At 62.3% G+C, this 20,606-nt stretch carries 19 protein-coding genes; 13 read left to right on the top strand and 6 right to left on the bottom strand.

Annotated features, from left to right (window positions below):
* Window positions 1-33: 33 nt before the first annotated feature.
* Complete coding sequence (locus tag ACFT1A_RS28265) at window positions 34-1,368, bottom strand: DUF4185 domain-containing protein (protein ID WP_378449694.1); 1,335 nt, start codon at window positions 1,366-1,368, stop codon at window positions 34-36.
* Window positions 1,369-1,634: 266 nt separating this feature from the next.
* Between ACFT1A_RS28265 and gdhA the strand changes: the two genes are divergently transcribed.
* The 4 genes from gdhA to ACFT1A_RS28245 all read left to right on the top strand — a co-directional run bounded on the left by gdhA (window position 1,635) and on the right by ACFT1A_RS28245 (window position 5,645).
* A complete protein-coding gene (gdhA, locus tag ACFT1A_RS28260) occupies window positions 1,635-2,978 on the top strand; it encodes an NADP-specific glutamate dehydrogenase (protein ID WP_317556274.1) in 1,344 nt (447 codons plus the stop codon).
* Window positions 2,979-3,468: 490 nt separating this feature from the next.
* A complete protein-coding gene (locus ACFT1A_RS28255; protein ID WP_378449693.1) occupies window positions 3,469-4,728 on the top strand; it encodes a PucR family transcriptional regulator in 1,260 nt (419 codons plus the stop codon).
* Window positions 4,729-5,090: 362 nt separating this feature from the next.
* Window positions 5,091-5,234: a hypothetical protein gene (locus ACFT1A_RS28250; RefSeq protein WP_003945326.1), complete on the top strand. Its 144-nt coding sequence runs from the start codon at window positions 5,091-5,093 to the stop codon at window positions 5,232-5,234.
* A 243-nt stretch (window positions 5,235-5,477) separates the two neighbouring features.
* The gene (locus tag ACFT1A_RS28245) at window positions 5,478-5,645 is read left to right on the top strand and encodes a hypothetical protein (protein WP_003945367.1); all 168 of its coding nucleotides are present in this window, start codon (window positions 5,478-5,480) and stop codon (window positions 5,643-5,645) included.
* A 132-nt stretch (window positions 5,646-5,777) separates the two neighbouring features.
* On the opposite strand, the gene ACFT1A_RS28240 is transcribed toward ACFT1A_RS28245, so the two are convergent.
* The 3 genes from ACFT1A_RS28240 to ACFT1A_RS28230 are packed head-to-tail and all read right to left on the bottom strand — an operon-like array spanning window position 5,778 to window position 8,378.
* On the bottom strand, window positions 5,778-6,023 hold the full coding sequence (locus ACFT1A_RS28240) for a hypothetical protein (protein ID WP_283304040.1): 246 nt from the start codon (window positions 6,021-6,023) through the stop codon (window positions 5,778-5,780).
* Between the two features lie 13 nt (window positions 6,024-6,036).
* Entirely contained in the window at window positions 6,037-7,209 is a 1,173-nt protein-coding gene (locus ACFT1A_RS28235; RefSeq protein ID WP_378449692.1) for a fatty acid desaturase family protein, read from the bottom strand.
* A gap of 35 nt (window positions 7,210-7,244) precedes the next feature.
* Window positions 7,245-8,378, bottom strand: a complete 1,134-nt coding sequence (locus tag ACFT1A_RS28230) for a ferredoxin reductase (protein WP_378449691.1) — start codon at window positions 8,376-8,378, stop codon at window positions 7,245-7,247.
* 168 nt (window positions 8,379-8,546) lie between these two features.
* Between ACFT1A_RS28230 and ACFT1A_RS28225 the strand changes: the two genes are divergently transcribed.
* From ACFT1A_RS28225 to ACFT1A_RS28215, 3 genes are all read left to right on the top strand, one after another.
* Window positions 8,547-9,242 carry a TetR family transcriptional regulator gene (locus tag ACFT1A_RS28225; RefSeq protein WP_378449690.1) on the top strand — a complete coding sequence of 232 codons (696 nt, stop codon included), beginning with the start codon at window positions 8,547-8,549 and terminating at the stop codon, window positions 9,240-9,242.
* 35 nt (window positions 9,243-9,277) lie between these two features.
* The gene (locus ACFT1A_RS28220) at window positions 9,278-10,117 is read left to right on the top strand and encodes an alpha/beta fold hydrolase (RefSeq protein ID WP_378449689.1); all 840 of its coding nucleotides are present in this window, start codon (window positions 9,278-9,280) and stop codon (window positions 10,115-10,117) included.
* Window positions 10,118-10,192: 75 nt separating this feature from the next.
* Window positions 10,193-11,014 (top strand): acyl-CoA thioesterase, encoded by an 822-nt coding sequence (locus ACFT1A_RS28215; protein WP_378449688.1) that lies wholly within the window; start codon window positions 10,193-10,195, stop codon window positions 11,012-11,014.
* Here ACFT1A_RS28215 and ACFT1A_RS28210 read toward each other — a convergent pair.
* On the bottom strand, window positions 11,004-12,365 hold the full coding sequence (locus tag ACFT1A_RS28210) for an MFS transporter (protein ID WP_378449687.1): 1,362 nt from the start codon (window positions 12,363-12,365) through the stop codon (window positions 11,004-11,006). The genes ACFT1A_RS28215 and ACFT1A_RS28210 overlap by 11 nt on opposite strands.
* A 128-nt stretch (window positions 12,366-12,493) precedes the next feature.
* On the opposite strand from ACFT1A_RS28210, the gene ACFT1A_RS28205 reads away from it, so the two are divergent.
* The 5 genes from ACFT1A_RS28205 (at window position 12,494) to lysA (ending at window position 18,093) form a co-directional block, all read left to right on the top strand.
* Entirely contained in the window at window positions 12,494-13,108 is a 615-nt protein-coding gene (locus tag ACFT1A_RS28205; RefSeq protein WP_378449686.1) for a PadR family transcriptional regulator, read from the top strand.
* A complete protein-coding gene (locus ACFT1A_RS28200) occupies window positions 13,105-15,135 on the top strand; it encodes an FAD-dependent oxidoreductase (protein ID WP_378449685.1) in 2,031 nt (676 codons plus the stop codon). The genes ACFT1A_RS28205 and ACFT1A_RS28200 overlap by 4 nt, the downstream gene beginning before the upstream one ends.
* Before the next feature lie 19 nt (window positions 15,136-15,154).
* A complete protein-coding gene (cmrA, locus tag ACFT1A_RS28195) occupies window positions 15,155-15,958 on the top strand; it encodes a mycolate reductase (protein WP_019749133.1) in 804 nt (267 codons plus the stop codon).
* Window positions 15,959-16,007: 49 nt separating this feature from the next.
* Window positions 16,008-16,565 (top strand): hypothetical protein, encoded by a 558-nt coding sequence (locus ACFT1A_RS28190; RefSeq protein ID WP_378449684.1) that lies wholly within the window; start codon window positions 16,008-16,010, stop codon window positions 16,563-16,565.
* Between the two features lie 184 nt (window positions 16,566-16,749).
* Complete coding sequence (gene lysA, locus ACFT1A_RS28185) at window positions 16,750-18,093, top strand: diaminopimelate decarboxylase (RefSeq protein WP_378449683.1); 1,344 nt, start codon at window positions 16,750-16,752, stop codon at window positions 18,091-18,093.
* A gap of 19 nt (window positions 18,094-18,112) precedes the next feature.
* Here lysA and ACFT1A_RS28180 read toward each other — a convergent pair whose 3' ends face one another.
* Complete coding sequence (locus ACFT1A_RS28180) at window positions 18,113-19,861, bottom strand: helicase HerA-like domain-containing protein (RefSeq protein ID WP_378449682.1); 1,749 nt, start codon at window positions 19,859-19,861, stop codon at window positions 18,113-18,115.
* Window positions 19,862-19,982: 121 nt separating this feature from the next.
* On the opposite strand from ACFT1A_RS28180, the gene orn reads away from it, so the two are divergent.
* Complete coding sequence (gene orn / locus ACFT1A_RS28175; protein ID WP_378449681.1) at window positions 19,983-20,582, top strand: oligoribonuclease; 600 nt, start codon at window positions 19,983-19,985, stop codon at window positions 20,580-20,582.
* Window positions 20,583-20,606 lie beyond the last annotated feature (24 nt).

Raw genomic sequence — 20,606 nt, 5'->3', positions numbered from 1 at the left:
GTTGCAGGCCATAGTTGTTGAACGTTGTTCGGGCTAGCGGTCTTCCGGCATGGTGACTTCGAGGACGCGAGCCTCACCGGTGGTTGCGGGGTCCGGTCGATCGCGCGAATCCGACGACGCCATCTGGAGTCCGTTCAAATCGGTCCGCATGTAGATGACGTTGTAACGGTCCCACGTGGTGGCGACGAATTCGAGGAACTGTCCGCTCGCCCAGGGGTGCATGAATCCGCCGTACAACGCGGGCAACGTGATTCCGCTCAACAGGGTCTGCGTACCGCTCCACGGGCCTTGCGGTTGGTCGGCCTGACGGATCACCAGATTACCCTCGGCACTGGTGTACATGGCAACGTACTTGTTCAGGTAGTCGTTCCACTGCACTGCGAGTTCACTGACCGGTGCCTTGATGACCTGAACGGCATCGGTATCTCGCGGACTCCAACCGGAGCCGTCCCAGTACTCGTAGGCGCCGAGGTTTCTGATGTCTGCGCCGGCCACTCGCGCCAGGATCGCTTTGCCGAAACGACCTGAGGGAGTTCCGTATTCGTAAATGTAGCCGTCCCGACCCTCGAGGAAGGCGCTCTGCTGGAAGTTGGAATTGATCGGCGATACTGCCGGAATTCCCGGAATACCGAGTCCTTCGGTATTGGCGCGAACCGTCGCCGGATCGAGTTCCCAGTTCTCACCGTTGTCCGTGGAGGAAGCCAGAGCCGAGTAGTTGGTGGTCCAGGCTCCGGGTTCGTCCCACGACCGAACGGACATGAATCTGATGTACTGCACACCACCGTAAGAGATTCCAGCGGTCGGGATGGTGGTGAACTCACCCGGAATGCCGAATCCCGGAATGATCTCCTTGGAATGATTGGGGCCGTCCAGTGGAGAACTGTCGATCTTCATACCGTCGGCGATGGCGGTGTCGTTGCTGCGGAACAACACGTTGCTGCGCCAGTCGTCACCCGGGATGTCGCAGTCGCCCACTGTATCGCCGAAGGCCATCAACACGTCGTGATCCGGCCCAGAAAGGCCGTTGTCCCACATGATTCCGAGGTCGGTTCCCGACACGTTGAACCGCTCGATGGTGTTGTTGGGACTGCCTGGGCCAGTGACCATTTCTATCGCCTTGGTCCGGCCGGTCAGCACCGGTAGAGCGCCGTTGGGGGCGCCGGTGATCCACGGTAACGCGTTGGCGAGGGATCCCGTACCGGCTGAACCACTACCGAGTGATCCGGTCAGCGAGCCGAGCGAACCCGTCATCGATCCGGCTGAACCACTTCCTCCCGAACCACACGGTCCACCGATCGCCGAAGCAGACGGTGCCCCGGCGATCGTCGCGGCAATCGTGACAACGCCTATCGACAACATCGCCGACATGGAGTGTTTCGTACGCACATGCAGCCTCTCTGATCGTTCACGCTCGGACCACAGGGCACAGTGATCCCCCGACTGCAGAAGCAAACCATTTGGACTGTGTTAAGAGAGTGAAAGCTGAGCAAATTGTTATAAATCGCCCGTTCAACTGACACAAGTGGCAGCTGTGTCCGATTTCACCTTCACAGGACAGTTGTCCGATACAGCAATAAAGGCGCCTAGTATGTAACGGAAATGTAAAAGAGTTCTCACAACGAGGTAGGTGAGCGGTGTCCGTACGTGACCGCGTAGCGCAGATTTACGATCAGGTTTTGGTTCGCAATGCAGGAGAGCCCGAGTTCCATCAGGCCGCCGCAGAGGTCTTCGAGTCTCTTCACGTAGTGCTCGAACGCCACCCCCGCTACGCCGACGCCGGACTCATCGAGCGGCTCTGCGAGCCGGAACGCCAGATCATCTTCCGCGTGCCGTGGACCGACGACCAGGGCAACGTTCACGTCAACCGTGGCTTCCGCGTGCAGTACAACAGTGCACTCGGCCCCTACAAGGGCGGCCTGCGTTTCCACCCCAGCGTCAACCTGGGCATCGTGAAGTTCCTCGGCTTCGAGCAGATCTTCAAGAACTCCCTCACCGGCCTGCCTATCGGCGGCGGCAAGGGTGGCTCCGACTTCGATCCCAAGGGCTGCTCGGACGCAGAGGTCATGCGCTTCTGTCAGTCCTTCATGACCGAACTGCAGCGGCACATCGGTGAATACACCGACGTCCCGGCCGGCGACATCGGCGTCGGCGGTCGCGAAATCGGCTACCTGTTCGGCCAGTACAAGCGGCTGACCAACACGTACGAGTCGGGCGTCCTCACCGGCAAGGGCATCACCTGGGGCGGATCACAGGTTCGCACCGAGGCCACCGGCTACGGCGTCGCGTACTTCGTCGCCGAAATGCTCAAGGCGAAGGGTGAAGGCCTCGAAGGCAAGAACGTCGTGATCTCCGGATCCGGCAATGTCGCCATCTACGCCATCCAGAAGATCCACCAGCTCGGCGGCGTCGCAATCGCCTGCTCGGATTCCTCGGGATACATCGTGGACAAGAAGGGCATCGATCTCGATCTCCTCAAGGAGATCAAGGAAGTTCGCCGCGGCCGCATCAGCGAGTACGCAGACGCCGTTCCGCACGCCGAGTTCATCGCCGACGGGTCCATCTGGGACGTGCCCTGCGACGTCGCACTCCCCTGCGCGACTCAGAACGAACTCGACGAAGATGCCGCAAAGACCTTGATTGCCAACGGCGTTCAGGCCGTTGCCGAAGGCGCGAACATGCCCACCACCCCCGGCGGCATCCAGCTCTTCCGTGACGCGAACGTGGCCTTCGCCCCCGGCAAGGCAGCCAACGCCGGTGGCGTTGCAACCTCTGCTCTCGAAATGCAGCAGAACGCTTCGCGTGATTCCTGGAGCTTCGAGTACACCGACGAGCGCCTTGCCGGAATCATGCGCGGTATCCACAAGCGCACCATCAACACCGCCGCCGAGTACGGCAAGCCGGGCGACTACGTTCACGGCGCCAATATCGCCGGCTTCGTGAAGGTCGCCGACGCCATGATTTCGCTGGGCGTCATCTAGAGATTTCGCAACACAGACGGCAGCACAGAAAAGGGTGCCTCCACCCTGAACCGGTCCCCCTACGTCGGACTGGTCGAATCAACACCTAGGCCTCGAGGGCCCTGGGTCCGCGACAGCGTCGGACCCAGGGCCCTCGACCATGATCTGAGCAAATCGCCCGCGACGTGCCCGTAGCCGACGGCAATGATCCCAGATGGAACTCGTGGTGTCCTCCGAATCCGTTTCCGCTCTGACGTCGGAAAACATCGCAAATGGACGATTGTTTAGTTCGGCGACGCGTGGGGCATATGGACTTATCTTCACATTTGTCCATTTCACAGTTGGACATTCGTTCATGTGGTAGAAATCACAACGCCTGGCGCAATTCGATCCGCAGATTTCAGCGGCGAGTATGCCCCCGAACAAGGCCTCAGCGTGTACCCCGCTTCGTAACGCGCCGAGCCTCCGGGTGCCTGTGCCGCGCGACGCATCTGTCTAGAGGAGGCCACCCATGTCCCCAGCGCTGCTGAACAACCCGGGACCGCTCATGCTGGGAGGCAAGCCCGCCTCCACAGCGGTCAATGACGTCATCCCACTGGCAAGCGATCTCGTAGATCACTTGTCCCGCGCCAACCCGACGTTGACTTCCCTCCAAACGGAGGCAGTACGTCGGGAGTTGATCGCGGTAATCGTGCAGGGGCTTCAAGTAGGGATCCAGCTATTGGATCACCGCAAACTCCCCACCGACCAAGACCTGGACGGCATTCACACCATGACCGTCCAACAGGCACTGAAAGGCGTGCCACTCAGCGCAATTCTCAGCCTGACGAACGAGGGCATCAGCACTTTTCGCACCCTCATCCTCAGTCGAGCCGACGCCGGGGACTCCGCCAATCTCGGCGATCTCAACGAGTTCTTGTTTGCACTGGCGCAGCGGCTTCACTCGTTCATCTCGATCAGCTATCTCGCGGCTCTTCCGGCCGGTTCCCAACTCGGCGAATACTCCGCCGGCGCCCTCGTGAAAGCGATGCTGGACGGCGACGATCCCACCCAACTCGCGCTCCAGATGGGCATTGAACTCGCACCCCGCTATCTCGTCCTACGACTGATGGTGAACCTGCCACCCACGCGAACAGGAGCCCGCAACGGCACGCACCAGCGCATACAGGCCTATCGCGATCTCACGGTGGTTCAGGCAAAGATCGCGGCTCACTTCGGCTCGGCACTGCTCGAAGCGCCTGCACCGCAACGTGGTCTGGTCCTGATCGAGGGCACTCCCGACTGGAAATCGGTGTGCGAGATCATCCAAAGTGCACGTGCAACGGTCGGGGTGGAGATCACGGCCATCGGCGAGAGTGCCGCCGTCGGAGACATCGCCGCCGCCCAGGCAACAACACATGAATTGGCGCAACTCGTGCGGCGCCTGAGACTGCCGGCGCGGTCATACCGGATGGAGGACCTCGCGCTCGAGTACCAACTGACGCGAAGCGGCGCGGGCCGCGACAGCTTGATCAACCTACTCAAGCCACTCCACGGCAATCCGGAACTGTTGCAGACACTGTCCATACATCTCGCGAACGGCCAGCACCGCCAGCGCACCGCCTCGGCACTGGGCCTGCACACGAACACCGTCGACAACCGGATCAAGCGCATCGCCGCCCTGACCGGATTGGATCCGGCTCTACCCTCTGAGCTGCTCAAACTGCGCGCTGCGATGATCTCGCTTTCTTTCGCCAGCACTGATGTGGACAACCGTCCAGCGAAAGTGTGAACACTCACACCCTCACTATTAGCTCTCCACGAATGGTGGCCTCGACCCCACTTTTCCGCACCGAGCCGGGCTATAAAAGTGTGGTGCGAATCACCGCGCAAACCAGTAACAATTAAGGGGAACCACATGATCAACGGCCAGGACAACGCTCTCCTCGGTGCCTTCTTCGACACCATCCTGCAGCTCTTCAACGCGGGCAGCACCGGCACGGGCTCGACGGATGGCGGCGGCGTCTCCTAGGACGAATCGCGGGCCCCGTGCGAGATTCTCTCGCACGGGGCCCGCTCCAAGCCGCCTGACACTGTGAGGGCGGTGACCACGGTGACCACCATGTCGCCATCGCTGAAACCAGGAGCCAGCACATGATCGCCGCACCAACCACAGGCGCTTTGGCCGTCGTCTTGAACACCGTCCTTCAGATGTTCAACGCGGGCAGCAGCTTCCTCTACACCGACAACTCTCCGATCGGCGGCGGCGGCGAAACTCCCACGACGCCTGCTCCCTGATCGACTTACCCGCTCGCACCACAACGTCGCGGCGCAGACAGGAATCACCGTGATAAACCCGCACACCCAGGGCAGCCTGGTTATCGACTTCGGCTCGCTCTCCAGGGCACTCGGCTTCGGCAACGGCTCGATCGTGTCGCTCGGCAGCACCGGAAGTGCCTGAAAAAGCCGTCCTGACTACGTCGACGATCCCGTCGCCGCTCACATTCTCACCACATTTCGAAACAGAAAGCAGGTCTCCCTGTGCCTACAATCCCGCTCACCGGCGACCCCATCGTCATCAATATCATCGTCCAGCTACTGAGCGCGGGCAGCAGCAACGCGCTCGCTTTGGGCGGGGTCGGCAGCAGCGGGCTCGGTAGCACCGGGCTCGGCAGCTTCGACTCGGCGAGTCTCGGGAGCGCTGCTTAGCATCTCCCACTGATGAGTGGCTGATTCACCGCCATTGATCGGTATGCAGTCCATGAAACCGACGTTGCCCTCCGCCACAAAGGACGGAGGGCAACGTCGTCGGTCACGCCGAACGGATACGGCGCAATCGGATCAACGCCAGTCTTCAGGCGGATCGGTGTCGTCGTGTTCGATAGTCACGGATTCCGAACGATCGTCAGCCGCAGCTTTTTTCGCCGCTTCTCGCATCTCGATACCGTCGGACACCCAGTCACCGATCTCGCGCGTCACGTCTCGAACTGCCCCGGCGATGATCATCGCGATGGAGCCGACGTGGTTGGCTGCACTTTCCGTCAACTCCTGGACGGTGTCCTTGCGGCGTTCGAATTTCCCGACCATCAAAGTGTGCCTCTCAGGCTGCTGTTCGCTGGCGCTCGACGATAACACCGGGAGGGGTCTTCGACTTGACCAGACCGGGCGGCAGAGCGAGCTTGAAGATCTTGCCCCACACCGAACCGATCTGCTTGAAGAACCCACCGGTGTTGTACGGCAAACCGTACTTCACACACAATTCTTTCACCTCGGGAGCCAGTTCCGGATAACGATGCGCAGGCAAGTCCGGGAACAGGTGATGCTCGATCTGGTGCGAGAGGTTGCCGGACATGATGTGGAAGAGCGGGCTTCCCTCGATGTTGGCACTGCCGAGCATCTGCCGGACATACCACTGACCGCGAGTCTCGTCAGCCGTCTCGTCCTCGGTGAAGCTCTGGACGCCCGTGGGGAAATGGCCACAGAAGATGATCGAGTAGGTCCACACGTTTCGCACCAGGTTGGCGGTGACGTTGCCCGCCAGAGTGGTCACGAACAGCGGCCCCGTGAGAACCGGGAAGATGACGTAGTCCTTGAGGACCTGCTTGCCTGCCTTGTTCCACCAACCCTTGAGTAACGGCTTGACGTCGTGCCACTTGCGTTTACCTTGGATGACGTTCTCGATCTCGAGGTCGTGCATCATCACGCCCCACTCGAAGAGCACCATCAAGGCAAAAGCCCAGACCGGATTACCGAGGTAATAGGGGTTCCACTTCTGCGCGTCGTCGATACGCAGGATTCCGTATCCGATGTCGCGGTCTTTGCCGAGAATGTTGGTGTACGTGTGGTGCATGTAGTTGTGCGAGTGGCGCCACTGGTCGGCCGGGCACACCGTATCCCATTCGAAGACTTCGGAATTGAGCCCGGGTTCACGCATCCAGTCGTATTGCCCGTGCATGACGTTGTGGCCGATCTCCATGTTGTCGAGAATCTTCGACACACTCAGTGCACCGACGGCCGCGAGCCATACCGGGGGGAGGAAGCCGAGGTACATCAAGCCGCGACCCGCGACCTCGAAACCACGCTGCGCCTTGATGATTTTGTAGATGTACTCCCGATCCTCAGCACCGAGTGAGGCGACGGTGCGATCACGCAGTGCGTCCAACTCGCGGCCGATCTCCTCGACCTGCTCGTACGTCAGAACAACAGGAGCGTCGTTCTTCGCATCGGAACCGTTGCCGAGGAAAGGGAGGGTGGGAAGTGAAAGTCCAAACATGTCGGTCTCCAGACAGTCGTGAGGAAAATGGGACTTCAGATGTCGACGGTGACGTCGCCGACGGGAGCGCTGACGCAGAGCTGGATCTTCTTGTCCGGCTCGTCGTCGGTCTCACCGGTGCGCACGTTGCGGGTACGACCCGCCTTCTTGACGGAGGTGCAGGAGAAGCAGATTCCCATCCGGCATCCGTATTCGGGATTGAGGCCCGCAGCTTCTGCTTGTTCGAGCAGTGTTTCGCCGGAGTTCTCGGCCGCCACTCCACTTTTGGTGAATGACACCTCGCCGCCGGCCTCACCTGGCTCGGCCACCGCGGGTGCGAACTCCTCGGTATGGAGTAAGTGTTCGACGTCGACCTCACGGAACACCTCGCGCACTCCCCGCATCAGTCCGGGAGGCCCACAGAGATAAGCCTGGGCGTCGACCGTTTCCGGATCAGCGATCCACGGGGCCACCGCGTCGAGGTGCCCGCGGTCGAAGAAACCTTCGAGATCACCTCCACCGCTTTCGGTGTACACGAGTACCAGTTTCACGTTCGAGTTCTGCTCGGCGATGGTTTTCAGGGCGCGCGTGTATGCCACGTCGGCATCGGTGTTCGCGTAGTGCACGAACACGATCTCGCCCGAATGCTCCTCGTCCACGAGCGTCCGCAGCATCGACATCACCGGGGTGATTCCACTGCCACCACTGATCAACAACACCCGACGCGGGCGGTCGACCGGGAGGGAAAACACCCCGTCTGCCTGCGAAAGACTGACTACAAGTCCCGGCGCAGCGTTGGCGTACAGATACTGCGACACCAATCCACCCGGATGAGCCTTCACGGTCAGCTCGATCAGCCCGTTGCGCGTAGACGCGCCCCCGGCCGGCGAGTAGCACCGAGTGTGACGAATACCGTCGATCACCACGCCCAACTGCACGAACTGGCCCGCCTGAAATCCACGCCACTGGCGAGTCGGACGCAGCGTCAGCGTGACGGAGTCTGCGGTCGGATAGTCGACGGAAACAACCTGTGCGCGAATGTCACGAACGGTCGCCATCGGGTTGATCAGCTCGAGGTAGCGATCGATCTGATGTGGGGCGGCCATGGCTTCGATCAGTCCCACCAAGGACAGTCCGCGCCGAGATGCGGGCTTCGGTGTCGTGTTCTCAGGAGCAGATGCGATTGTCATGACCCTCCTCGTGTTTCGATTGCCGGGTAAATCGTTTGCCGAGCTAGCTTCCCCCGACTGCGTGAATTCAGTGTACAAATGTTCACCGAAGATAGTGTGACAGGTGCACACAAGTACATGTCAACAAGAATGTGACCCGAGTTACACGAGTTGCCGAAAGGAGCCGGGATGCCTGTACCTACACTCGACGTCGTGACGAAGGCCGGACCGGTGAACCCAGAGAACAGGGAACCCGACAACAGGGAACCGGAAAGCCGTGCCGCCAAAAAGGAGCGCACGCGCCAATCCCTCTTGGACACGGCAATGGACCTCTCGGCCGACCGAGGCTTCGCCGGAATCAGCTTGCGAGAGGTCGCCAGGGAAGCCGGGATCGTTCCGACTGCGTTCTATCGCCACTTCGCTTCACTGGAAGATCTCGGCGTTGTCCTCGTCGAGGAAAGCATGCGCATGTTGCGTCAGATGCTGCGCGACGCCAGGCGCAACCCCAGCACGAAGGACGCCACTACGTCACTGGGTATCCTTGTGCGACAGGTGCATACACACGAACGACAGTTTCGATTCCTCTGCCGTGAACGCTACAGCGGCGTCAGCGAGGTGCGACGCGCGATAGCCACCGAAATGCGGTTGTTCGTCAGCGAATTGACCCTCGATCTGTCCAGAATTCCCGGACTCGAAAGCTGGTCGTCGGACGATCTGGAAATGGCCGCCGATCTGATCGTCTCGACGATGTTCGGTGCCGTCGTCGAACTCCTGGACGCCGGGACTGCCGGATATCGCGACGAAGCCGCCGTCATCACACGAGCAGAGAAGCAGCTGCGGATCATCATGCTCGGAATGGCCACCTGGAATCCACCTCGAAACTGACCTCGGGTTCACCTTTTCGACGTACGGTGAGAGCCATGTCTTCCACGAGTACATTCGAAATCCCCGTTGGCGACCTCACCTTCGACGTACTGATCTCGGGTCCGGACGACGGTATTCCGCTGGTAGCGCTGCACGGCTTCCCGGAGAGCGCCGCATCCTGGGGCAAGGTCACGCCGCAACTGACCGCTGCGGGATACCGCGTGATCGCGCCGAATCAGCGCGGATACTCCGCGGGCGCACGCCCGGAAGGTGTCGATGCCTACCGCATTGAGCACCTGGTAGCCGACGTCGTCGGATTGCTCGACGCACTCGGTCTGCCAGACGCACACCTTGTCGGCCACGACTGGGGTTCGGCGGTCGCCTGGCAGGTCGCCGGTCGCCATCCGAACCGGATCCGCAGCCTGACCGCGATCTCGGTCCCCCACCCCACAGCTTTCGGCTGGGCACTACGCGAGGACGAGGACCAGAAGCAACGCTCGTCGTACATCGGACTTCTCCGGCAGGAAGGAAAAGCCGAGGAAGTGTTGTCGGAGGACAACTTCCGCCGGCTGCGCGCCATGTTCGACGGCCAGATCGATCCTGAATTCGCCGACGAGCACATTCGTGTCCTGAGCGGGGCGGGCGCGCTGACCGGCGCCTTGAACTGGTACCGCGCGATGACGCGCGACTTCGGCGACATCGATCGCACCACGGTGCCGACCACGTACGTCTGGAGCACCGGCGACTCGGCGCTCGGCCGGGCAGGCGCAGAACGCTGCGGTGAATTCGTCGACGCGCCCTACGAGTTCGTCGTCCTCGAAGGCGGGAGTCACTGGGTCCCGGAAGAGCGAGCCGAAGAGTTGGCCGAGGCCATCCTCGCACGTGCGGGATCCTGACCGAAGCGAAGAATTCGGCTCTATGTATGTTGTCATACATAGAGCCGAATTGATTCCACCACCAGGAGTTCTGCGATGACCGAGACCGCTGCACCACCCCATCCTTTTGACGCTGCTGTCGGCTTGACGTCGCTCACCGCCGGTTTGTCGACCGGCGAAACCAATGCGGCGTACAACAACATGGTCGGACCTTTCGGCGGCGTCACTGCTGCCACGTTGCTCGAATCTGCGCTGAAGCACCCCGAGCGACTGGGCGATCCGCTGTCGTTGACCGTCAACTTTGCCGGTCCGATCACCGAGGGCGCTTTCGAGATCTCCGCCCGCCCGGTGCGCACCAACCGCTCGACGCAGCACTGGTCGATCGAACTGTCTCAGGACGGCACCGTCGCCACGACCGCCACGGCAGTGTTCGGCACGAGGCGTGAGACGTGGTCGTCGACCGAGATCACGATGCCGGAGGTTCCGTCGGCCGAAGACGTTGCACTGCTGCCGTTCCCCGAGTTCATCGCCTGGGCACAGAACTACGAGATGCGGTTTGTCGAAGGTGCGATCCCCGACCTGGAGTCGGGCGAGCACCCCGACTCGACTACGACGCTCTGGGTGCGCGATCAGCCGGCACGCGCTCTCGACTACACGTCATTGACCGCACTGTGCGATGTCTTCTTCCCTCGAGTTTTCCTGCGCCGAGGCAAGATGGCACCGGCCGGAACGGTCTCGATGACCATCTACTTCCACGCCGACACTCAGGCACTGACCGAACAGGCGGACAATTCAGTCCTGGGCACCGCGCGGACTCAGCGGTTCGGCAACGGGTACTTCGATCAGTCGGCCGAAATATGGGGCAGTGGCGGCGCATTGCTCGCTACGACACACCAGTTGGTCTACTTCAAGGACTGACAATCACCGCACTGTCCCCTTCCGGCGCCTTGACCATCGACAGGGCGGCGAGGCCGACACCGAGCACTACCAGTAGTCCGATGATGCCGGCGCGGTCGGCGCCGAAGAGCCATGCGAACAGGCCGAACAGTGTCGGCGCGAGGAACGACACTGCTCGGCCTGTTGTCGCATACAGGCCGAACATCTGACCTTCACGCCCGGGCGGGGTGATGCGCGCCAAGAACGTTCGTGCCGACGACTGAGCAGGTCCGACGAACAGGCAGAGCGCGAGTCCGAAGATCCAGAACATCACCGGCCCTGACACCGCGATCAATATCGCGCCGACCACAATCATCGACGCGAGCGAGACGGTGATGACCTGCTTGGGTCCGATCCGATCGTCGAAGCGTCCGGCCACCAAGGCGCCGATCGCGGAAATCACGTTGGCGGCAACACCGAACAGCAGGACGTCTGCTGCGCTGATTCCGTAGACGTTGACGGCCAGCACGGCTCCGAAGGTGAACACACCCGCGAGTCCGTCGCGGAAGAGTGCGCTCGCGATCAGGTACCAGATCGTGCGCCTGTCGACGTTCCAGAGTTCACGCAGATCGCGCCACAACACCCGATAGGAGTCGAGGAATCCGGCCTTCGACGCGCCCGGATCGACCGCGGGGCTGGGCAACTCGGGAACCTTGAAGAACACCGGGATCGCAAAAATCGCGAACCATACTGCGGCCAGCAGTGCCACCATCCGGATGTTCATGCCGCCGTCGGTGGTCAATCCCAGGAATCCCCGAGTGTCGCCGTCGCCGACGATGAACCCGAAGTAACACAGCAACAGCAGCACGATTCCGCCGAAATATCCCATGGCCCAGCCGAAGCCGGAGACTCTACCCAGATTCTCCGGCGTCGATACCTGCCGCATCATGGCGTTGTACGGCACGCCGGCAAGCTCGAAGATCACCGAACCGATTGCGAGCAGTACCAATCCGAGCCATAGGTAGCGGTAGTTGTCTTCGACGAAGTAGAGGCCCGCCATCGAGAGCACGGTGATGCCGGTAAGTATCGCAAGCGAGAGTTTGCGTTTACCCGACGCATCGAAACGCTGTCCGGTGATCGGAGCGAGTATGGCGATGAAGAAGCCGGCGATTCCGAGAGCCCAACTGAGCCATGTCGTAGCCGAAATCGTGCCGGGCAGGTCGTCGCCGACCGCGTCGGTGAGATAGACCGAGAAGACGAACGTGAGGATCACGGCGTTGAATGCAGCCGATCCCCAATCCCACAGCCCCCATGCGAACACTTGACTCTTCGTGGCCGCACCACCGATTCCTGCGGGTGGCTCGGCCTGCGTGCTCGTGGACTCGGCGCTCATACGGCGAAGCCTAACTGTGAACAGGCGACTCGGAGCCTCTCTCCGAAGTCGACATACAGGACGTTCTACGCACCCGAGTTAGTACGCACTTAGTTGCATACGCACCTGAGTGCATAGATACTTTTGACATGGCACTCGAACATGCGTTGCTCGTCTCCCTTTCCGAACAGGATGCGTCGGGATACGACCTCACACGCCGGTTCGACAAGTCGATCGGTTTCTTCCACAGCGCGACGCACCAGCAGATCTACCGAGTCCTCAAGCGAATGGACGAGGCCGGCTGGGTGGAGGTGGAGGCCATTGCGCAGGACGGCCGCCCGGACAAGAAGATGTACCGCGTCAGCGACGCCGGCCGCGCCGAACTGACCCGATGGATCGCCGAGCCGTCCGAACCGAACCACCTGCGCAACGAGCTGGCCATCAAGATCAGGGCCGCAGCGCACGCCGATCTTCCCGCTCTACGACGCGAAGTCGCTCGCCACCGCGACGGCCACGCCGCCCGCCTCGACGTCTACCGACTCATCGAGAAGCGTGACTTCCCCAATCCAGCAGCACTTTCCGGCTCTTCGTTGCACCAGTACCTCGTACTTCGCGGTGGCATCCGCGTCGAGGAAGGGTTCACCGACTGGTGCCAAGAAGTTCTGGACGCATTGCCCACTGGCGAGCCCGCCACCGAAGCCACTGGCGAGAACGCCACCGAAGCCGCTGGCGAGAACGCCACGGAAGGAATTTCCCAGCCATGACGGATACACAGTTCCCCCGCCTGCTCGAACCGCTCGACCTCGGATTCACGACGCTGAAGAACCGCGTCGTCATGGGATCGATCCACACCGGCCTCGAGGATCGCGCGAAGGACACCGACCGCTTGGCCGAGTACTTCGCCGAACGCGCACGTGGCGGTGTCGGTCTGATCATCACCGGCGGCTACGCACCGAACCGCACCGGTTGGCTGTTGCCGTTCGGCGCCAAGCTGACCAACCGCGTCGAAGCGCGCCGTCACCGCCGGGTCACCAAGGCGGTTCACGAGGCAGGCGGAAAGATCGCCATGCAGATTCTGCACGCGGGCCGATACAGCTATCAGCCGTTCAGTGTGTCCGCGTCGTCGATCAAGGCGCCCATCAACCCGTTCCGTCCGCGCAAGCTAACCGGCCGCGGGGTGCGTTGGCAGATTCGCAACTACATTCGCTGCGCGCGCCTGGCCAAGTCCGCGGGTTACGACGGCGTCGAAATCATGGGCGGTGAGGGCTACTTCATCAACCAGTTCCTCTGCGAGCGCACGAACAAGCGCACCGACCAGTGGGGCGGTAGTTCCGAGAACCGTCGACGCCTTGCTGTCGAGATCGTGCGACGCACACGCAAGGCTGTCGGCCCGAACTTCATCATCGTGTTCCGGTTGTCCATGGCAGACTTGGTCGAGGGTGGTCAGACCTGGGATGAAATCGTCTCACTGGCAAAGGAAGTCGAAGCTGCCGGCGCCACGATCATCAACACCGACATCGGGTGGCACGAGTCACGGGTGCCCACCATCGTCACCTCGGTTCCCCGAGCAGCCTTCGTGGACATCACCGGCAAGCTCGAGAAGCACGTCGACATTCCGGTAGCGGCCTCGAACCGGATCAACATGCCTGAGACTGCGGAAGAGATCCTCAACCGCGGTGACGCACAATTGATTTCCATGGCCCGGCCGATGCTCGCCGATCCCGACTGGGTAAACAAGGCCGAGCGCGGAGCCTCCGACGAGATCAACACGTGCATCGCCTGCAACCAGGCGTGCCTCGACCACGCATTTGTGCACAAGCAGGTCTCCTGCCTGCTCAACCCGCGCGCGGGCCGCGAGACCACACTGATCCTCTCCCCCACTCGGCGGACCAAGAACCTCGCCGTCGTCGGCGCCGGCCCCGCCGGACTTTCCGCGGCACTCAATCTTGCTCAGCGTGGTCATTCGGTCACGTTGTTCGAGGCTTCGGACAAGATCGGCGGACAGTTCGGGATCGCACAACTCATTCCCGGCAAAGAAGAGTTCGCCGAAACCATTCGCTACTACACGCGCATGCTGGACGTCGCCGGAGTGACCGTCAAGCTCGAAACCCGCGTCGCACCAGCAGATCTCATCGGCTCTTTCGACGAAGTGGTGGTTGCCACCGGAGTGACACCGCGCGTTCCCAAGATCCCCGGCATCGACAACCCGAAGGTGCTGACTTACGCCGAGGTCGTCCGAGAGGGCAAGCCGGTCGGTAAGTCCGTCGCCGTCATCGGTGCCGGCGGCATCGGCGTCGACGTCAGTGAATTCCTCACCCATCCGACCTCCCCCACCCTTCATCTGAAGGAGTGGAAGCAGGAATGGGGCGTCACCGAACCCGAGATGGCGCCGGGCGCGCTCACCACACCGGTACCGGAACTCTCCGAACGTGAGGTCTACCTCCTCCAGCGCAAGCCCGGACGCATCGGTGCCGGACTCGCGAAGACCACGGGCTGGGTCCACCGGGCAGCCCTCAAGAACAAGGGCGTGCACGAACTCTCGGGCGTCAACTACGAGCGCATCGACGACGCCGGTCTGCACATCACGTTCGGTGAGAAGCACGAGAAGCCCCGGCTCCTCGAGGTCGACACCATCGTCATCTGCGCCGGGCAGGAATCGGTTCGCGACCTCGTGGACGAACTGACCGTCGCGGGTGTGGTGACCCACATCATCGGTGGCGCCGATGTGGCAGGAGAACTCGATGCCAAGCGTGCCATCGAACAGGGCACACGACTGGCCGCGAAGATCTGACCGGCTACGCTGACTGATCGTGAGCCTGCCGACACCCACAACCACAGCCCGCGCCGTCGTGACCGGCGCCTCCTCCGGCATCGGAGAGGCACTGGCCGCTGATCTGGCATCACGCGGACACTCCCTGATCCTCGTCGCCCGTCGCGGCGAGGTCATGGAGGTCCTCGCCGAGAAGCTTCGCGCCGCACACGGCGTCGAGGTGGAAGTCCGTGCATCGGACCTCTCCGACAGCGCGGCGCGTGCCGTTCTCGTCGAGGAACTCGGTGGCCGCGACATCAGCATTCTGTGCAACAACGCCGGGATCGCCACCTTCGGCCCGATCGCCGAACTGGACCCCGCGTACGAGCGTGACCAGGTCGAGCTCAACGCCGTCGCGGTTCACGACCTCACCCTGGCCGTGCTGCCCGGCATGCTCGCCCGCAAGTCCGGAGCGATCCTGATGGTCGGTTCCGCGGCCGGCAACATGCCGATCCCCAACAACGCGACGTACGCCGCCACGAAGGCGTTCGTGAACACGTTCGCGGAATCGTTGCGTGGTGAACTCAAGGGCACCGGGGTGAACGTCACCCTCCTCGCTCCTGGCCCCGTACGGACCGAAACTCCGGACCCGGCCGAAGCGTCCATCGTCGACAAGCTCGTTCCGGACTTCTTCTGGATCTCGAGCGAGTACACCGCCAAGGTCTCGCTCGACGGCCTGGCCGAGAACAAGATGCGCGTCGTACCGGGCATCTTGAGCAAGGCGATGTCCGTCGCCGGCGGCTACAGCCCCCGCGCCGTCGTGGCGCCCATCGTGGGCACGTTCTACAAGAAGCTCGGCGGCTGATTCACGCAAACTTCTCAGACAACGCCATAGCAGACCATATAGTCGGTTAATGGCGATGCGACGAACACTGGCGGTAGGGGCAATCCTTCTTGTGACCGGAGGGTTGCCCTTACTGCTGCCTACGACGGCGAACGCGTGCTCGTGCGCGTCATCGGCCTCACCGGAAGAAGCAGTGAGCGTCTCCAGCACTGTCTTCCTGGGGACTCCGACAGAGAAAACCTCGGACGGGTTCGAGGACACCTATCTGTTCGACGTCAGCCGCGTCTACAAAGGCGATCTTGCGTCGGTGACGTCGGTGGGGACACTCGCGAACGGGAACGGTTGCGGCACAAGCTACGTACTCGGAACCGAGCAACTGATGTTCGTTTCGGCGCCGTACGATGTCGACGCCGAACACGAGGGGTACAGCTGCGGACCGGCCACCGAAACCGGGTTCGACATCCACGCGACGGTCGAGTCCGTGTACGGCGCCGGCCACGCCCCGCGCGCCGGCGGAGTTCAGTCCGTTGGCGTATCCGTCGACAGATCGGCGGCGATCGGAGGAACCGTGGCAGTGGCATTACTCGCGGTGCTCGGCTGGTTCGGATGGAAGCGGCGGGCCCAGTGAGTCGGCGGGCACAGTGAGTCAACAGGCACAGTGAGTCAACAGGCACAGCGTCGAGGCCGTCAGAGCCGCGTCAACCTCGTTCGACGGCGCGTCAAGTAAGCGTCAAGACTCCTCCCACCGGCGATCGTCGGGAGTAGATCTGAAAGTAGCCCGCAACACGGCGGGTCACCTTCAGGAGATCGACGTGACGCTACTCGAAATCTTCCCCTCCCTACGCGGCGCAATGACACCTCGTATGGATCCTGCGTTGTGGCCCATCAGCACTCGCCACGATCAAAGCGGGCGCGTCTGCATCGGCGACGTCTCCCTCGAAGAGATCGCGGACCAGTACGGCACACCGACGTACGTTGTCGACGAGGCGGACGTGCGGCACCGCTGCCGCACGTATCGAGAGATTTTCCCCGACTCGGAGATCGTCTACGCCGGCAAGGCACTGATGATCCGTGCGATGGCTAGCTGGGTCTCCGACGAGGGTCTCGGGGTAGACGTCTGTTCTGCCGGTGAACTTGCCATTGCTCTGGCCGCGGGCGTGGACCCGAAGCGAATCATCCTGCACGGCAACGCCAAATCGGTTGCCGAACTGAGAGCAGCAGTCAACGCCGGTGTCGGCCGAATTGTCCTCGACTCCCCCAGCGAAGCGGCACGCCTGGCGTCGGTGTGCACCCGCCCTCAGAAGGTGCTGATCAGAGTCACACCCGGCGTCGACATACACGGACACAAGGCGGTGTCCACCGGCATCTTGGACCAAAAGTTCGGTTTACCAGCATTTTCCGACGAACTGGAACGTACGGTGTCCGTCGTCGCCACCGCGACGCACCTGCAACTCATCGGCCTGCATTGCCATCTCGGCTCCCAGATCACCGATCCCGAACACTTCCGACCCGCGATCGAGACGATGATCGCGCAGATGGACGACATTCGACGCACACACCGAATCATCCTCACCGAACTCGATCTCGGTGGCGGCCACGGGATCGCGTACCTACCGGGAGATGCCCAACTGGATCTGACCCGCCTCGCTCACGTCATCGACGACACCCTCGACGACGCCTGCACCCGAAACCGCTTCCCTCGCCCCGAAATCGTGCTCGAGCCTGGCCGGGCGATCGCTGCGCGCGCCGGAGTCACGCTTTATCGCGTACAGAACATCAAGTCGATCAGCGGCGGACGGACCTTCGTTTCCGTCGACGGCGGGATGAGCGACAATCCGCGGGTGTCGTTGTACGACAGCCGTTACGACGTCGAACTGGTGAATCGGCATTCGAGCGCACCGCTCCAAGAGGTCACGGTCGCCGGGCGGCACTGCGAATCGGGCGACGAAATCGCCGTCGGCGCCAGGCTTCCCGCCGACTTACACGAAGGCGACCTCCTGGCAGTGCCGTGTACGGGCGCCTATCACCACAGCATGGCGTCCACCTACAACAGCGTCGGCCGGCCACCGGTCGTCGCTGTGCTCGGCGGTATTGCGCGGCCGTTGATCAGGCGCGAATCGATCAACGACCTGCTGGCCCGCGAGGTCGGTATCTGACCTCGCGGGCGTCGAAGCCTCAGCGCTTGCGGCGGCTACCGGTCCCGAAAATATTTCTCGAAATCTCCCGTCCTGCAGCCGAAGCCGCGGAGCGCAGGAAACTCTTGACGGCCGAGTTGCCCAAGATCTGCTCGGCGATGTTGGGGCCCTCCGGTTCAGCCGGCGGCGGTGGCGGCAGGTCGGGTAGCGACGGAAGATCCAGGGACTGATCCGCCGTCGGAGCCCCGGCCACCTTCGCCGTCAACTTCTCGTACGCCGATTCGCGGTCGATCGTCTGGCCGTACTTCTGATTGAGGGGACTCGACGACGCTGCCGCCTTGATCGCCTCGTTGCCGATGGTGTCCATCAGCGACCTCGGAGGACGAATCTTGGTCCAGGCCACCGGCGTCGGCGCACCCTTCTCCGAGAGCACGGTCACGATGGCTTCACCGATGCCGAGTGAAGTCAGCGCCTTCTCCAAGTCGTAGTGCTCGGTCTTCGGGTAGGTGCGGACAGTCTTGTTGAGTGCCTTCTGGTCGTCGGGCGTGAACGCACGCAGAGCGTGCTGAACGCGCGCACCCAACTGCGACAGAACCGAATTGGGAATATCGGTCGGAAGCTGCGTGCAGAAGAACACGCCGACGCCCTTCGAGCGAATCAGCTTGACCGTCTGTTCGACCTGCTGCAGGAAGGCCTTAGACGCGTCCGCGAACAGAAGGTGCGCCTCGTCGAAGATGAACACCAGCTTCGGCTTGTCCAGATCTCCCTCTTCCGGCAGCGTCTGGAACAGATCCGCGAGCACCCACATCAGGAAGGTCGAGAACATCGCCGGGCGAGCCGCCTGGGCACCGAGTTCGAACAGCGTGATCACACCGGCGCCGCCGACGACCCGCAGCAGATCCTCGGTTTCGAGTTCCGGTTCACCGAAGAAGGTGTCACCGCCATCGGCTTCGAGGTTGACCAACGCGCGCAGAATCACTCCCGCCGTCGCCGAGGAAACTCCGCCGATACCCTTCAGATCCGCCTTGCCCTCAGCGCTCGTCAGGTGGGCGATGACCGAACGCAGATCCTTGAGGTCCAGCAGGGCGAGGCCCTGAGTGTCGGCCCAGTGGAAGATCAGTCCGAGAGTCGATTCCTGTGTCTCGTTGAGGCCCAACACTTTACTGAGCAGGATCGGCCCGAAGCTGGTGATTGTCGCGCGCACCGGGATACCGATTCCGTCAGTACCCAACGACAAGAACTCGACCGGCATCCCAGCGGGAGTCCACGAATCGTCGCCCGTCTCGACTGCGCGAGCCTTCATCTTTTCGCTTGGCTCCCCCGCCTTCGACAGCCCCGAGAGGTCGCCCTTGACGTCGGCCATCACGACCGGCACACCCGCGGCGGACAGCTGCTCGGCAATGCCCTGCAGCGTCTTGGTCTTGCCGGTACCCGTCGCACCGGCGATCAGGCCGTGACGGTTGATCGTCGCCAACGGAATCCGCACCCGCGCGGAGGGATCTGCCACTCCGTCGATCACCACCGAGCCGAGCTCGAGTGCCCGCCCCTCGGATGAGTAGCCCGCCGCGATTTCAGCAGCAGCACCCGACGGCGTCGCGGCAGCGGGGGTGTCGGGGGTGGCTCCTGCGGATGCTTCGGCCTCAGCGGCAGCGGCTTCCTTCTCCGCTTCCTCAGCAGCTGCGGCAGCTTCAGCGGCAATCCGAGCGGCTTCGGCAGCGGCGGCCTTTGCAGCTTTCGCCTTCTCCGCCGGCGTCAGCGGCGCGGCTCCGTCCTTCGGATCCACGGTCATCGAAAAGCCCTCCTCGTTGCAATGCGGCGAAGTTCTTGTCATCACCCGAGCGCCGTCCTGCACGCACCCGAGTTTCCACCGCAGACCTTATCCCGCGCCCACGCGCACTACTGTGTTCCTGGTGCAGGACAAATTGGTATGGATCGATTGTGAAATGACCGGGCTGCGACTCGAGTCGGACAAACTCATCGAGATTGCGGCTCTGGTGACCGACAGCGACTTGAACATCTTGGGCGAAGGTGTGGACATCGTCATCCACGCCGACGACGACGCGTTGGCTGCCATGCCCGACGTCGTGAAGAAGATGCATGCAAAGTCGGGACTGACCGAAGAGGTCCGAAAGTCGACGGTCACCCTCGCCGAGGCGGAGAAAGAAGTGCTCGCATATATCCGCAAGCACGTGCCCGTCGCCGGTACGGCGCCCTTGGCAGGCAATTCCATCGCCACCGACCGCGGGTTCATCTCACGCGACATGTCGGCGCTGGACACGTACCTGCACTACCGGATGATCGACGTCAGCTCCATCAAGGAACTCTCCCGCCGCTGGTACCCGCGAATCTACTTCGGTCAGCCCGAAAAAGGTCTCGCCCACCGAGCGCTCGCCGACATCAAGGAATCCATCCGCGAACTCAAGTACTACCGCGGCACTGCATTTGTCGCGGCGCCCGGACCGTCGAGCGCGGAGATCGCAGCCGTCGTAGAGGGCTTGGGTCCCGCCTGACCTGCCGATTGGCATCCTGACCGA

Origin of the sequence: Rhodococcus sp. NPDC057135 (genome assembly GCF_042670865.1) — a bacterium.
In the GTDB taxonomy this organism is placed as follows: Bacteria; Actinomycetota; Actinomycetes; order Mycobacteriales; family Mycobacteriaceae; genus Rhodococcus_F.
Note: the sequence above shows the minus strand (reverse complement) of the source record. Positions and strands in the feature narration are given on the sequence as shown.

Excerpts from the sequence above, each read along its gene's own strand:
- ACFT1A_RS28265 (WP_378449694.1), bottom strand. The coding sequence starts at position 1,368 with ATGTCGGCGATGTTGTCGATAGGCGTTGTCACGATTGCCGCGACGATC.
- ACFT1A_RS28255 (WP_378449693.1), top strand. The coding sequence starts at position 3,469 with ATGTCCCCAGCGCTGCTGAACAACCCGGGACCGCTCATGCTGGGAGGC.
- ACFT1A_RS28250 (WP_003945326.1), top strand. The coding sequence starts at position 5,091 with ATGATCGCCGCACCAACCACAGGCGCTTTGGCCGTCGTCTTGAACACC.
- ACFT1A_RS28240 (WP_283304040.1), bottom strand. The coding sequence starts at position 6,023 with ATGGTCGGGAAATTCGAACGCCGCAAGGACACCGTCCAGGAGTTGACG.
- ACFT1A_RS28235 (WP_378449692.1), bottom strand. The coding sequence starts at position 7,209 with ATGTTTGGACTTTCACTTCCCACCCTCCCTTTCCTCGGCAACGGTTCC.
- ACFT1A_RS28230 (WP_378449691.1), bottom strand. The coding sequence starts at position 8,378 with ATGACAATCGCATCTGCTCCTGAGAACACGACACCGAAGCCCGCATCT.
- ACFT1A_RS28225 (WP_378449690.1), top strand. The coding sequence starts at position 8,547 with ATGCCTGTACCTACACTCGACGTCGTGACGAAGGCCGGACCGGTGAAC.
- ACFT1A_RS28220 (WP_378449689.1), top strand. The coding sequence starts at position 9,278 with ATGTCTTCCACGAGTACATTCGAAATCCCCGTTGGCGACCTCACCTTC.
- ACFT1A_RS28215 (WP_378449688.1), top strand. The coding sequence starts at position 10,193 with ATGACCGAGACCGCTGCACCACCCCATCCTTTTGACGCTGCTGTCGGC.
- ACFT1A_RS28210 (WP_378449687.1), bottom strand. The coding sequence starts at position 12,365 with ATGAGCGCCGAGTCCACGAGCACGCAGGCCGAGCCACCCGCAGGAATC.
- ACFT1A_RS28205 (WP_378449686.1), top strand. The coding sequence starts at position 12,494 with ATGGCACTCGAACATGCGTTGCTCGTCTCCCTTTCCGAACAGGATGCG.
- ACFT1A_RS28200 (WP_378449685.1), top strand. The coding sequence starts at position 13,105 with ATGACGGATACACAGTTCCCCCGCCTGCTCGAACCGCTCGACCTCGGA.
- ACFT1A_RS28190 (WP_378449684.1), top strand. The coding sequence starts at position 16,008 with ATGGCGATGCGACGAACACTGGCGGTAGGGGCAATCCTTCTTGTGACC.
- ACFT1A_RS28180 (WP_378449682.1), bottom strand. The coding sequence starts at position 19,861 with ATGACCGTGGATCCGAAGGACGGAGCCGCGCCGCTGACGCCGGCGGAG.